A 13,785-nucleotide genomic window follows, 5' to 3' on the forward strand; every position below is an offset into this window, starting at 1 on the left:
CGGGACCCGTTCCCGGCCCGACCTGCGCCCCGCAGAACGACCTCCCAGGCCTACCCCGCCGAGCTACCTCGCAGACCTGCCCCAGACCTACCCCGCAGCCGTCACCAGCAGATCCGCCGCCCGCTCCCTCTCCAGCATGTGCCGCAGCGGCCCGTCCACCGCCACGAGAGCCGTGTACGCACCACGCTGCACCACCTGCCCCGCGTCCAGGACGATCACCTCGTCCACCGCGTCGAGCCCGGCAAGACGGTGCGTGATGAGCAGCGTCGTACGCCCCTCGGTAGCGGCGAGGAGGTCGTCGGTGAGGGCATCGGCGGTCGGCAGGTCGAGGTGCTCGGCAGGCTCGTCGAGGACGAGGACGGGGAAGTCGGCGAGCAGCGCGCGGGCCAGGGCGATGCGCTGCCGCTGTCCTCCGGAGACGCGTGCCCCGTGCTCGCCGACCAGGGTGTCGAGCCCCTCGGGCAGCGAGTCGGTCCACTCCTGGAGTCGGGCCCGCGCGAGGGCGCCCCGCAGTTCCTCGTCGCTCGCGCCCTTCCGCGCGATGAGCAGGTTCTCGCGTACGGAGCTGTCGAAGATGTGCGCGTCCTGGGCGCAGAGCCCGACGAACTCGCGCACGGTGTCGCTGTTCAGCGCGGCCGCGTCCGTGCCGCCCAAGGAGTACGTCCCTTCGCTCGCTCCCAGGAAGCGCAGGAGCACTTGCGCGAGCGTCGTCTTGCCGGAACCCGATGGCCCGACCACGGCGATGCGCCGTCCGCGCTCCAGGGTCAGGCCGACGCCCGCGAGCGCCTCCCGGTCCTGCCCCTCGTACCGGGCGTGCAGCCCCTCCAGACGGAGCGGGAAGGGCGTCTGCGGGCGCTGTACGGGCTCGGCGGGCTCGGGGACGGGTTCGGGTGCGTCGAGGACCTCGTAGACGCGCTCGGCGCTCTTCCTGACGCGCTGGCGGTACTGCACGGCGAGCGGAAGGCCGAGGACCGCTTCGAAGGCGGCGAGCGGGGTCAGGATGACGACGGCGAGCGCGACGCCGCTGAGCCGACCGTCGTGCACCGCCTGTACGCCGACGAGTGCGGCGGCCGCCACGGTGAGACCGGAGGCGAGCGAGCCGAGCCCGTCGCCGAGTGCGGTGGCCGTGGCGGTACGGGACGCGATCCGGGTCAGCTCGGCATCGGCTTCCTTCGCCTTGGCGGTACGTCGGGTCAGCGCGCCCGCGACCGTCAACTCGGCGGTGCCGGTGAGCAGATCGGCCACGCGGGTGGCGAGCACCCCGCGCGCGGGGGCCAGCTTTCGCTCCGCGCGGCGGGCGACGACTCCGGAGAGCAGCGGTACGCCCACTCCGGCGAGGAGCAGGCCGACAGCGAGGACGGCACCCGCTTCGGGCAGCAGCCAGGCGGTGAAGCCGACCGCCCCTGCGCCCACCGCGGCGGCGGCCGACGCGGGGAGGAGCCAGCGCAGCCAGTAGTCCTGCAAGGCGTCCACGTCGGCGACCAGGCGGGAGAGGAGGTCGCCGCGGCGGGTCTTCCTGAGCCCGGCCGGGGCGAGGCGTTCGAGGCGCCGGAATACGGCTACGCGGGTGTCGGCCAGCATCCGTAGGACGGCATCGTGCGAGACGAGGCGCTCCGCGTAACGGAAGACGGCGCGGCCAAGACCGAAGGCACGGGTCGCCGTCACCGCGATCATCAGGTACATCACCGGGGGCTGCTCGGACGCCCGGCTGATCAGCCACCCGGAGGTGGCCATCAGCCCTACGGAGCTGCCGATCGCGAGGGCGCCGAGGAGGAGGGCGAGCGCCAGCTTGCCCTTCCGTTGATGTGCCATGCCCCGCAGCCGGGCAAAGGCCCCGCCCCTCGGGCGGGACGTCTCCCGCCCGGGAGTACCCGGCGCTACCACCGCGTCACCGCCGGAGGGCTCATCCGCCGCTCCGGAGGGCGCATCCGCCCCTCCGGAGGGCACCGGCACGCTCCCGGAGCGGGCAGGCGGCGCGGCAGCCGAACTCGTGGCCGCCAGACCAAGACCCTGTTGCCGGACGCCGGCGGCGTTCAGCCGCACAACCCGGTCCGCGACCCCCAGCAAGGCGGGCCGGTGCACCACCAGCAGCACGGTCCGCCCCACGGCCAACCGCCGGACCGCCTCTACGACCCCCGCCTCGGTCTCCCCGTCCAGAGCCGCGGTCGGCTCGTCGAGGAGAACCACAGGCCGGTCGGCGAGAAACGCCCGCGCCAGAGCAAGGCGCTGCCGCTGCCCGGCGGAAAGCCCGGCCCCGTCCTCTCCAAGTACGGTCTCCATCCCGCCCGGCAGCGCGGAGACGAACTCCCAAGCCCCGGCCGCCCGCAACGCGTCCCGCACAGCGGGCTCCTCCGCGTCCGGCCGGGCGAGCCGCACGTTCTCCGCGATGGACCCGGCGTACAGGTGCGGCCGCTGCGGCACCCAGGCGATCCGCTCCCGCCACCGCTCCGGCGAGACCCCGGCCAGATCGACGCCCCCGACGCACACCCGCCCCTCGGCAGGTTCGACGAACCCCAGGATCACGTCGAGCAGCGTCGACTTGCCCACGCCGCTCGGCCCGACCAGAGCCACGGTCTCGCCCTGCTCCACCGCGAACGACACCCCGGAGACCGCGTCCGAATCCCGCCCCGGATACCGGACCGTCACGCCCTCCACACTCAACGCCCCCGAAGGCGCCGCAGCCTCCCCCGCGGTCCGCCCCGCGGTCTCCAGGACCTCGAAGATCTCCTCGGCGGCGGAGAGCCCCTCCGCCGCCGCGTGGTACTGCGCACCGACCTGGCGCAGCGGCAGATAGGCCTCGGGCGCGAGGATCAGGATGACCAGACCCACGTACAGATCCATGTCGCCGTGAACGAGCCGCATCCCGATCGTCACCGCGACAAGCGCCACCGACAGCGTCGCGAGGAGCTCGAGTGCGAACGACGACAAGAAGGCGATGCGCAACGTACGCATCGTCGCCTGCCGGTACTCGCCCGTGATCTGCCGAATCGATTCGGCCTGCGCCTTCGCGCGCCCGAAGACCTTCAGGGTCGGCAGGCCCGCCACCACGTCCAGGAAGTGCCCCGACAGGCGGGAGAGGAGCCGCCACTGACGGTCCATCCGGTTCTGGGTCGCCATGCCGATCAGAATCATGAAGACCGGGATCAGCGGCAGCGTCACCACGATGATCGCCGCCGACACCCAGTCCTCGGTGACGATCCTCGCGAGCACCGCCACCGGCACCACCACCGCGAGCCCCAGCTGCGGCAGATAGCGCGAGAAGTAGTCGTCCAGGGCGTCCACGCCCCGTGTGGCCAACGCGACCAGCGACCCCGTCCGCTGCCCGCTCAACCAGCCAGGACCCAACTGCCCCGCCCGCTCGAGCAGTCGCCCCCGGAGCTCCGACTTCACCGCCGCGCTGGCCCGGTGCGCGGCGAGCTCGGTCAGCCAGGCGATCAGCGCCCGCCCTGACGCGACCACCGCGAGCAGGACGAGCGGCGTCCCCAGATCAGCGGAGGAGAGCCCCTTCTGGAAGGCCCCGACCACTATCTCGGCGATGAGCATCGCCTGGGCGACGACCAGGCCCGCTCCGGCGACACCGAGAACCACCACCGCGATCAGGAAGAACCGGGTGGCGCGGGCGTACCGGAGCAGACGCGGGTCGATTGGTTTCACGTGAAACACCCTCCGAGGGACCGGGGACCGGGGGAAGACGGCAGAGAACTCAGGGACCTACGAACACCAAGGATGCATTCACAGAATGCATCCTTGGTGGAGGGATTCAGTGCGCCGCATCCGCGATGTGCTGCGTTCCGATCCGCTTGCGGAACACCCAGTAGGTCCACGACTGATAGAGCAGCACGATCGGCGTCGCGATCCCCGCACACCAGGTCATGATCCTCAGGGTGTAGGGGCTCGACGAGGCGTTGGTGACCGTGAGGTTCCACTCCTCGTTCAGGGACGACGGCATGACGTTCGGGAAGAGCGTCAGGAAGAGCATCGCGACGGCCGCCGCGATCGTGATCCCCGACAGCGCGAACGACCAGCCCTCACGCCCCACCTTGATCGCCCCGATGGCGCCGACCAGCGCGACCACGGCCACGACCATCGCGACCAGGCTCTTGCCGTCGCCGTTGTCCGCCTGTGTCCAGATCAGGAACCCGAGCGCCAGGACGGCGGTCACCAGGCCGAGGCCGAGCGCCAGCTTCCGCGCCCGCATCCGGATGTCCCCCACCGTCTTGAGCGAGGCGAACACCGCGCCGTGGAAGGTGAACAGCGTCAGGGTGACCAACCCGCCAAGAATCGCGTACGGGTTGAGCAGGTCCCAGAAGTTGCCCACGTACTCCTTGTGGGCGTCGATCTTCACGCCGCGCGTGATGTTGGCGAAGGCCACGCCCCACATCACCGCCGGGATCAGCGAGGTCCAGAAGATCGCCTGCTCCCAGTTGCGCTGCCACTTCTCCTCGGGCCGCTTGGCCCGGTACTCGAAAGCGACACCGCGCACGATCAGGCAGAGCAGGATGATCAGGAGCGGCAGATAGAACCCGGAGAAGAGCGTCGCGTACCACTCGGGGAAGGCCGCGAACGTCGCACCGCCCGCCGTCAGCAGCCACACCTCGTTGCCGTCCCAGACGGGGCCGATGGTGTTGATGAGGACCCGCTTCTCGGTCCGGTCACGGGCGAGCAGCTTGGTCAGGATGCCGATCCCGAAGTCGAAGCCTTCCAGAAAGAAGTAGCCGATCCACAGGACGGCGATCAGCACGAACCAGACGTCGTGAAGTTCCATATCGATCAACTCCCTCAGTACGAGAAGGCCATGGGCCGGTCGGCGTCTTCGTCACTGTCCGAACCCGATCCGGCTCCAGGACCGCCGATCTTGGTGGGCGGGTTGAGGTCGGCCTCGGTGAGCTCGGGCGGCCCCTGCTTGATGTACTTGAGAAGCAGCTTCACCTCGATCACGGCGAGGATCGCGTAGATCGCGGTGAACACGACCAGCGAGGTGATCACCTCACCCTGCGAAACCCCTGGCGAGACAGCGTCTCTGGTCTTCAGGACCCCGTAGACGACCCAGGGCTGACGCCCGGTCTCGGTGAAGATCCAGCCCCAGGCCGTGCCGATGAGGGGGAAGATCAGCGTCCACTGGGAGAGCCGCCACCACCAGTTGCCGAGCTTCGGCGTCAGCTCCTTGTTCTTGGTGAGCATGAGCTTCGGCACGTCGTCCTCGCCCGTGCGGTGCTCCGGCGCGAGCCAGAACTTCTTCCGCGTGAGCCAGAGTCCGGCGGTGCACAGGGCCATCGAGACCCCGCCGAAGCCGATCATCCAGCGGTAGGACCAGTAGGCGGTGGGGATGTTGGGCCGGTAGTCGCCGGGCCCGAACTTGTCCTGCGCCGCCTTGTTGAGGTCGTTGATGCCGGGGATCTCGGCGTTGAAGTTGTTCTTGGCGAGGAAGGACAGTATCCCGGGGATCTGGATGGCCACATCGTTGTGCCCCTTGGCGACATCGCCGTACGCGAAGAGCGAGAACGGTGCCGGCTTCTCCGACTCCCACAGGGCTTCGGCGGCCGACATCTTCATCGGCTGCTGCTCGTACATGACCTTGCCGAGGGTGTCGGCGCTGACCACGGTGAGCAGCGTGCCGGCGAACGCGGTGACCAGGCCGAGCCGCATCGACATCCGCATGGTGCGGATGTGCTGCTTCTTGCGCAGGTGGAAGATCGCGATGCCGGTCATGAAGGCGCCGCCCACGAGGACGGCCGCCGAGATGACGTGGGCGAAGTTGACGAGCGTCGTCTCCTGGAAGAGCACCTTCGAGAAGTCGGTGAGCTCGGCGCGCTTGGTGCCGTCCCGCTCGACGATCTTGTAGCCGACCGGGTGCTGCATAAAGGCGTTCGCGGCGATGATGAAGTACGCCGACAGAACGGTCCCGATGGAGACGATCCAGATCGTCGCGCAGTGCAGCTTCTTCGGCAGTTTGTCCCAGCCGAAGATCCACAAGCCGATGAAGGTCGACTCGAAGAAGAACGCGATGAGGGCTTCGAAGGCGAGCGGCGCTCCGAAGATGTCCCCGACGAAGCGCGAGTAGTCGGACCAGTTCATGCCGAACTGGAACTCCTGGACGATGCCGGTGACGACACCCATCGCGATGTTGATCAGGAACAGCTTTCCCCAGAACTTGGTCGCCCTGAGGTAGTGCTCCTTGCCCGTGCGCACCCAGGCCGTCTCGAGGATCGCCGTGAGGGCGGCCAACGAGATCGTCAGTGGGACGAACAGGAAGTGGTAGACGGTGGTGATGCCGAACTGCCATCGCGCCAGGGTCTCAGGCGCTAGAGCCAGATCCACGTCGACTTCTCCTTACGGCCGTGATCACATCGGCAGTTTGCCCCTTTAATCCCACTGATCCTCGGAGGAACCGGGACACGCTTGTGAACGCGTTCACATTCACAAGCAATTATGTCGTACTGGCTGTCGGCACCTGGAGGGGGGTACCCCTTTACCGGGGGAACGCGAGGAAGGGCCCCCGGGGAGTTCCCCGGGGGCCCTTCCTCTTCGACGTCGGCCCAAGGCTCATGCTCCTCGCGGGCTCATGCTCCTCGCACCGGAAAGCTAGAGCTCCTTGCGGAACGCCTCCGCCGCGTGCAGGAAGATGTCGTTGGCCTCGGTCTCCCCGATCGTGGCCCGCATCCCCTCGCCCGCGAACGGCCGCACGACCACACCGGCCCGCTCGCACGCCGCCGCGAAGTCGGTCGTACGCTCCCCGAGCCGCAGCCACACGAAGTTCGCCTGTGTCTCGGGCACCGTCCAGCCCTGTGCCCGCAGCGTCTCGACCACCCGTACGCGCTCGGAGACCAACGCGCCGACACGGCCCATCAGTTCGTCCTCGGCCCGCAGCGAAGCCACCGCCGCGTCCTGTGCCAGCTGGCTCACGCCGAAAGGCACCGCTGTCTTGCGCAGCGCCGCCGCCACCGGCTCATGGGCAATCGCGAAGCCGACGCGGAGACCCGCGAGGCCGTACGCCTTGGAGAACGTACGAAGGACGGCGACGTTCGGACGGTCGCGGTAGATCTCTACGCCGTCCGGCACCTCGGCGTCGCGGATGAACTCGCGGTAGGCCTCGTCGAGGACCACCAGGACATCGCTCGGCACCCGGTCCAGGAACCGCTCGAGCTCGGCCCTGCGGACCACCGTGCCGGTCGGGTTGTTCGGGTTGCAGACGAAGATCAGCCGCGTCCGGTCAGTGATGGCGTCGGCCATCGCGTCCAGGTCGTGGACGTCCCCCGGCGTCAGCGGCACCTTCACCGACGTGGCACCGCTCACCTGCGTGATGATCGGGTACGCCTCGAAGGACCGCCAGGCGTAGATGACCTCGTCCCCCGGCCCTGACGTGGCCTGAAGCAGCTGCTGGGCGACGCCGACGGAACCGGTACCCGTCGCCACGTGCGACACCGGCACCCCGAAGCGGTCGGCGATTTCACTCATCAGGCCGGTGCACGCCATGTCCGGGTAGCGGTTGAACGTGCCCGCGGCGGCGAGCGCGCTCTCCATGACGCCCGGCAGCGGCGGGTAGGGGTTCTCGTTCGAGGACAGCTTGTAGGCCACCGGACCATCGGCCGCACCGCCACCGGCGGCCGCGGCAGGCTTCCCCGGCTTGTAGGTGGGGATACCCTCCAGCTCGGCACGCAGCCTCGGGCTCGTCTCGCTCACCGCAGTCCTCCTCTTGAACACCTGAACAGCCTGCACGCCTGAACAGTCTGACTTCAATACTCCTCACCTTATGAGGATTCAGCTCTGCTGCGAATGGGTCAGGGGAATCCACCTGCGAAGGCGCGCGCAGAGGGGGGAGCGCTCCCTGTCACAGCACGCGCCGGTAGCTCACTCCGTGGCGCGCATCACCCGTGAAGGTGAGTTGAGACCTCTTCGAGACATCGCTCATTTGGCAGGCCTTTGCACGACGACAAGTGACCGTCGCCCCTGAATCCCACCAACTCCCTTGCAATCCAAGGTCATTGACCCGCCCCAGCCATGCAGAAACGTGCCTGTCAACGAGTGAATATGCGTCCGCACTACCCACCCCCATGAGCCCTACTATCGGCTCGCCATGACAGCAGCAGGGAACCATCAGGTGAGCCGAGCGGAGACCGCCCGCCGGGGCAACCGGCAGAGCCGAGCGGGCATCAGAGACGTCGCCGCCGCCGCCGGTGTCTCCATCACGACTGTCTCCGACGCTCTTAACGGCAAGGGGCGGCTTCCGGACGCCACCCGACGCCATGTCCGCGAGGTCGCCGAACGGCTGGGCTATCGCCCATCCGCCGCGGCCCGAACGCTCCGTACCGGCAAGTCGGGCCTCATCGGCCTGACCGTGACGACGTACGGGGATGAACCTTTCACCTTCACCGAATTCGCGTACTTCGCGGAGATGGCCAGAGCCGCGACCTCGGCCGCGCTGGCCCGCGGCTACGCCCTCGTCATCCTGCCCGCCACCTCCCGGCGCAGCCCGGTCGACGTGTGGTCGAACGTCGCGCTCGACGGCACCGTCGTCGTCGATCCGTCCGACCACGATCCCGTCGTCAGCGAACTGGTGCGCCAAGGCCTACCCGTAGTGTCCGACGGTCGCCCGGCCAGCTCTCTCCCGGTCACCGCCTGGGTCGACAACGACCACGAGGCGGCGGTCCTGGAGATCCTCGATCACCTCGCGGCGGCCGGAGCCCGCCGGATCGGGCTGCTCACCGGGACCACCACGGACACTTACACCCACCTGTCCACGACCGCCTATCTGCGCTGGTGCGAACGCGTCGGACAGGACCCGGTGTACGAGTCCTACCCGGCCCACGACCCGTGCGCGGGCGCCGTCGCGGCCGACCGGCTGCTCGCGAGACCGGACCGGCCCGACGCCGTCTACGGCCTCTTCGACCCGAACGGCACCGATCTCCTCGCAGCCGCCCGCCGGTACGGACTGCGCGTCCCCGACGATCTGCTGCTCGTGTGCTGCAGCGAGTCGACGGTCTACGCCACGACGGAACCGCCCATCACCACGCTCTCGCTCAAACCGCGGCGCATCGGCACGGCCGTGGTGCAGCTCCTCATCGACGCCATCGAAGGGCTCGATTCAGGCCGACCCGTCGAGCAGGTGATACCGACGGAGCTGATCGTGCGCACCTCGTCCGAGCGACGTCCACCGCGCACGACGGTCAGCCCTCCCCGCTCACCCGGACCCGGTTGAGCGTGCCGGCCGGCGGGGAGGAACACCCCGTCGGCCGGTGCCGCCAAGCACTGACCGACACTGAACCAACACTGATCGGCCCTGATCGGCACTGCCACGTCGTGATCTGCGGGGAAACCCCTACCCAATTCGGGAGAAAACCTCGGTGAACTGGGGTTCAGCACTGATTCACCACCCCTGGTGCACCACACAGCGCGAGCCGCATTCCTATGATGGGCGGACGACACCGCGGGCCGCTGCGACCAAGCAGTCCGATCTCGGTGCAGATGCGGCGCAATGGTGGTGGAGGGGTCGATGACTCAGGGGGCCGGTCAGGGACCCGATGTGCGGACGGCGACGTTGCGCGACTTCCGCGTACCGGCGTACGTCCATGAGACCGGTCCGGTGCAGGGAGGTTCGGTGAGCATGGTGGGTCCGGACGGCTCGAGAGACAGCCTCGGGGTGCCGGGAATGCCGGAAGCACCGGGAATGCCGGAAGCACCGGAAGCACCGGAAGCAGGCGACGGCTACACCCCGACCCAGCGCGACCTGCCCGTCATCAACCGCGGCGACACCGTGCGAGTGGAGGTGCAGGCCATGCCCGAGCCTCCCCAGGCGCCGGCCGCCGAGGAACACGGCCCGCTGTACGTCGTGGGCGATGTGCACGGCTATCTGGACGAGCTGCTCGCGGCGCTCCAGGAGCAGGGCCTCATCGACGCGGACGGCGACTGGTCCGCGGACAACGCGCGCCTCTGGTTCCTCGGCGACTTCACCGACCGCGGCCCCGACGGCATCGGCGTCATCGACCTCGTGATGCGCCTGTCCGCGCAGGCGGCCGCCGCCGGCGGCTACTGCAAGGCCCTCATGGGCAACCACGAACTGCTCCTGCTCGGCGCGAAGCGGTTCGGCGACACCCCGGTCAACTCCGGCGCGGGCACCGCCACTTTCCAGGCCGCCTGGCTCCTGAACGGCGGTCAGAAGACCGACATGGAGCGCCTGGAGGACCACCATCTCCAGTGGATGGCCCGCCTCGACGCGATCGAGTCGGAGGACGGGCATCTCCTGATGCACTCCGACACAACCGCCTATCTGGATTACGGCGACTCGATCGAGGCCGTGAACGACACGGTCCGCGAGACCCTCACGCGCAACGACGCGGACGAATGCTGGGACCTCTTCCGGAAGTTCACCAAGCGCTTCGCCTTCCGTGACGAGTCAGGCCCCGCTGCCGTACGCGAACTCCTCGACATGTACGGCGGCCACCGCATCGTCCATGGTCACAGCCCTATCCCGTATCTGCTCGGCGATGTCGGCTCCGAGGACGACTCGGACGGTGGCGGCCCCGTCATCGAGGGACCGCACATCTACGCAGGCGGCCTCGCCATCGCCATGGACGGCGGAGTGACCATGGCCGGAAAGCTGCTGGTCTGCCAACTTCCCCTGGATAGCTGAGCGTTCTCCGGGCAGGCACACGAGTACAGGATCACGCTGGCCAGGGGGCCTATTTCTGGAAACCCCCTGTCACCGCGTGCCGTCACGGCTCTACCATCGGCTTATCCGTAGCAGGCTCCCCTCCGTTTCTGCCCGACGGCTCGCACCCATGCGAGCCCCAAGCCCTACGGAGCATCGGGGGATGCACATGAACAGCGCTCCACACCTGCTGAATGAGGACCGCCCCGAATTCGAGCGGATCCTCGATGAGGCGCTGCGCACCGCACCAGATCGTCCTGATCTCGCCGCAGTGGGCGAGCGGCTCAATCCCGAGCAGCTGCGCACCATGGCACTGAACGCCACTGCGCTGATCACGGCCGCCGCCACGACCGAGTACGCGACCTACGTGAAGATCCGCGAGGAACTGCGCGAAAGCGGATCTGCCGCATCATCGATCCAGGAGAGGGGCAGCGAAGGGCCGGCGGAAACCGGCTCGGGCGGCCTCGGTCTCGCCACCACGATGGGGGAGGTCACCGCCCAGACGTCAGGGGCGGGGGCGATAGCGGTAGTCGCCGTGCTCGCACCCGTGCTCGCGGGGGCGGCCGCCGCGATCTTCCTGCTCGTCGGCTACATCCTGAAAATGCTCAACCCCGAGCCCGCCTTCGCGGACACCCTGATCACCGCGGGATGGCTGTTCGGCGCGCTCACCGCAGGGGGCATCCTGGTCGCCGCGATCGGTCTGCTCCTGGCCGCCCTGCGCAACGGCTCCACCTCGCTCCAGGCCGGTGCGTACGGCGAATGGAACGAGGAGGTGGTCCGCGCCAGGGAAGCCTGGGGCGAGGCACTCATGGAGCGCGGCGTCCTGCCGTTCCTGCGGGAAGCACTCGCGGATCCGGGGGCGGCACACGTGGCCCGTACGCCATCGACGGACCCGAGCCGCATACCCCAACTCGGCTATCACAGGCCGGGGTTCAGCAGCCCGGACGGCGGCCCGTCAAGGCCGCGCCCGAGCTACTCGAGCCCGGACTTCTCAAGCCCGGACTTCGGCGGCCCTGACCACAAGCCGGAGTAGTGCGCGACGCTGCCTCGGGCGGGCGCGAAGCCCGCCCGAAGCGCGGTGCGTACCGACCGATGCCCGGTCGGCGGCGGTGCGTGACGCCGCTCAGTCGGCGATCGGCAGATACACGCGGTTTCCTGCTGCCGCGAACTCCTTGGACTTCTGGTCCATGCCCGCCTTGATCTCGTCCTGCGTGCCGCCGTGCTCACGCCGGATGTCGTGCGAGATCTTCATCGAGCAGAACTTCGGCCCGCACATCGAGCAGAAATGCGCCGTCTTCGCGGGCTCCGCCGGCAGCGTCTCGTCGTGGAACTCCCGTGCCGTGACCGGGTCGAGGGCCAGGTTGAACTGGTCCTCCCAGCGGAACTCGAAGCGTGCGTCCGAGAGCGCGTCGTCCCAGTCCTGCGCGCCCGGGTGCCCCTTGGCGAGGTCCGCCGCGTGGGCCGCGATCTTGTACGTGATGACGCCGGTCTTCACGTCGTCCCGGTTGGGCAGGCCCAGGTGCTCCTTGGGCGTGACGTAGCAGAGCATCGCCGTGCCCCACCAGCCGATCATCGCGGCGCCGATGCCGGAGGTGATGTGGTCGTACGCGGGCGCGATGTCCGTGGTCAGCGGGCCGAGCGTGTAGAACGGCGCCTCCTCGCAGATCTCCTGCTGAAGGTCGATGTTCTCCTTGATCTTGTGCATCGGGACGTGCCCGGGGCCCTCGATCATGGTCTGTACGTGATGACGCTTGGCGATCGTGTTGAGTTCCCCGAGGGTGCGCAACTCGGCGAACTGCGCCTCGTCGTTGGCGTCCGCGATCGAACCGGGGCGCAGGCCGTCGCCGAGCGAGTACGTCACGTCGTACGACGCGAGGATCTCGCAGAGCTCCTCGAAGTTCTCGTAGAGGAAGCTCTCCTTGTGGTGCGCGAGACACCAGGCCGCCATGATCGAGCCGCCGCGCGAGACGATGCCGGTCTTGCGGTTGGCGGTCAGCGGGACGTACGGAAGGCGCACGCCCGCGTGCACCGTCATGTAGTCCACGCCCTGTTCGGCCTGCTCGATGACCGTGTCCTTGTAGATCTCCCAGGTCAGCGCCTCGGCCTGGCCGTCGACCTTCTCCAGGGCCTGGTAGAGCGGCACGGTGCCGATGGGGACGGGGGAGTTGCGCAGGACCCACTCGCGGGTGGTGTGGATGTTGCGCCCGGTGGAGAGGTCCATGACCGTGTCGGCGCCCCACTTGGTCGCCCAGGTCATCTTGTCCACCTCCTCCTCGATGGAGGAGGTGACCGCGGAGTTGCCGATGTTGGCGTTGACCTTCACCAGGAACTTCTTGCCGATGATCATCGGCTCGATCTCCGGGTGGTTCACGTTGGCGGGGATCACCGCGCGGCCCGCGGCGACCTCCGCGCGCACGACCTCGGGGTCGAGGTTCTCGCGGATCCCGATGAACTCCATCTCGGGCGTGATCTCACCGCGGCGGGCATACGCGAGCTGCGTCACCGCCTGGCCCTCGCGGCCCCTGCGCGGCTGGCGCGGGCGGCCGGGGAAGACCGCGTCGAGGTTCTTCAGGCCGCCGCGCGGTGAGGTGTGCTTGATGCCGTCGTCCTCGGGGCGGGGCGGACGGCCCGTGTACTCCTCGGTGTCACCGCGGGCGATGATCCAGTTCTCCCGGAGGGGCGCGAGGCCCCGGCGGACGTCGGTGTCGATGGACTCGTCGGTGTACGGCCCCGAAGTGTCGTACAGGGTCACGGCCTTGCCGTTGGTGAGGTGCACCTGGCGGACCGGCACCCGCAGGTCGGGGCGTGAGCCCTCGACATACGCCTTGTGCCAGCCGATGGACTTCCCGGCCTCCGCGGCGACGGTCTCGTCGTTCCCGCCGTTCTCGTCGCTGCTGGAGGCAGGCGTGCGTGTGTCCGATGTGGTCATGAGACCTACTCCCTACGCCGGCATTACCCGGTAACAGGTTCGGCGGTCGACGCAGCGAATCCCGTACGGCTCGTGCACTTTTTGTGCCGCTTCGTACGGAGGTCAGCGCCCTCTCAGCCCGGTGCTCCGAGCTCCCGCGATTGCAAAGGTGCCCCCACGCTAGCGTCCTGTCGGGCGCGCTGAACAGAGGGCCCCCTCCGTTCTTGCGATG

General features: G+C 68.7%; 8 protein-coding genes and 1 riboswitch. Of the genes, 3 read left to right on the forward strand and 5 right to left on the reverse strand.

Annotation, left to right across the window (positions count from 1 at the left end):
* Nucleotides 1–87: 87 nt before the first annotated feature.
* The 4 genes from cydD to hisC form a co-directional block, all read right to left on the reverse strand.
* Entirely contained in the window at nt 88–3,654 is a 3,567-nt protein-coding gene (cydD, locus tag ACGFSB_RS08875) for a thiol reductant ABC exporter subunit CydD (RefSeq protein ID WP_393396241.1), read from the reverse strand.
* A 106-nt stretch (nt 3,655–3,760) separates the two neighbouring features.
* Nucleotides 3,761–4,765, reverse strand: coding sequence for a cytochrome d ubiquinol oxidase subunit II (cydB, locus tag ACGFSB_RS08880; protein ID WP_393396243.1), 1,005 nt, complete (start codon nt 4,763–4,765; stop codon nt 3,761–3,763).
* A 14-nt stretch (nt 4,766–4,779) separates the two neighbouring features.
* Entirely contained in the window at nt 4,780–6,318 is a 1,539-nt protein-coding gene (locus ACGFSB_RS08885; RefSeq protein WP_393396245.1) for a cytochrome ubiquinol oxidase subunit I, read from the reverse strand.
* A 264-nt stretch (nt 6,319–6,582) separates the two neighbouring features.
* Nucleotides 6,583–7,680, reverse strand: a complete 1,098-nt coding sequence (hisC, locus tag ACGFSB_RS08890; RefSeq protein ID WP_393396247.1) for a histidinol-phosphate transaminase — start codon at nt 7,678–7,680, stop codon at nt 6,583–6,585.
* 394 nt (nt 7,681–8,074) lie between these two features.
* On the opposite strand from hisC, the gene ACGFSB_RS08895 reads away from it, so the two are divergent.
* From ACGFSB_RS08895 to ACGFSB_RS08905, 3 genes are all read left to right on the forward strand, one after another.
* Entirely contained in the window at nt 8,075–9,196 is a 1,122-nt protein-coding gene (locus tag ACGFSB_RS08895) for a LacI family DNA-binding transcriptional regulator (protein ID WP_393396249.1), read from the forward strand.
* Nucleotides 9,197–9,475: 279 nt separating this feature from the next.
* Nucleotides 9,476–10,627: a metallophosphoesterase gene (locus tag ACGFSB_RS08900; protein ID WP_393397018.1), complete on the forward strand. Its 1,152-nt coding sequence runs from the start codon at nt 9,476–9,478 to the stop codon at nt 10,625–10,627.
* A gap of 181 nt (nt 10,628–10,808) precedes the next feature.
* The gene (locus ACGFSB_RS08905) at nt 10,809–11,678 is read left to right on the forward strand and encodes a hypothetical protein (protein ID WP_393396251.1); all 870 of its coding nucleotides are present in this window, start codon (nt 10,809–10,811) and stop codon (nt 11,676–11,678) included.
* Nucleotides 11,679–11,768: 90 nt separating this feature from the next.
* Here the strand turns inward: ACGFSB_RS08905 and thiC are convergent, their stop codons facing one another.
* Nucleotides 11,769–13,574, reverse strand: coding sequence for a phosphomethylpyrimidine synthase ThiC (thiC, locus tag ACGFSB_RS08910; protein ID WP_393396253.1), 1,806 nt, complete (start codon nt 13,572–13,574; stop codon nt 11,769–11,771).
* Nucleotides 13,567–13,722: riboswitch (TPP riboswitch) on the reverse strand. Its footprint overlaps the gene before it by 8 nt.
* Between the last annotated feature and the right edge of the window lie 63 nt (nt 13,723–13,785).

Source organism: Streptomyces sp. NPDC048441 (assembly GCF_043200235.1).
Classification (GTDB): domain Bacteria; phylum Actinomycetota; class Actinomycetes; order Streptomycetales; family Streptomycetaceae; genus Streptomyces.

Excerpts from the sequence above, each read along its gene's own strand:
- thiC (WP_393396253.1), bottom strand. The coding sequence starts at position 13,574 with ATGACCACATCGGACACACGCACGCCTGCCTCCAGCAGCGACGAGAAC.
- cydB (WP_393396243.1), bottom strand. The coding sequence starts at position 4,765 with ATGGAACTTCACGACGTCTGGTTCGTGCTGATCGCCGTCCTGTGGATC.
- ACGFSB_RS08895 (WP_393396249.1), top strand. The coding sequence starts at position 8,075 with ATGACAGCAGCAGGGAACCATCAGGTGAGCCGAGCGGAGACCGCCCGC.
- ACGFSB_RS08905 (WP_393396251.1), top strand. The coding sequence starts at position 10,809 with ATGCACATGAACAGCGCTCCACACCTGCTGAATGAGGACCGCCCCGAA.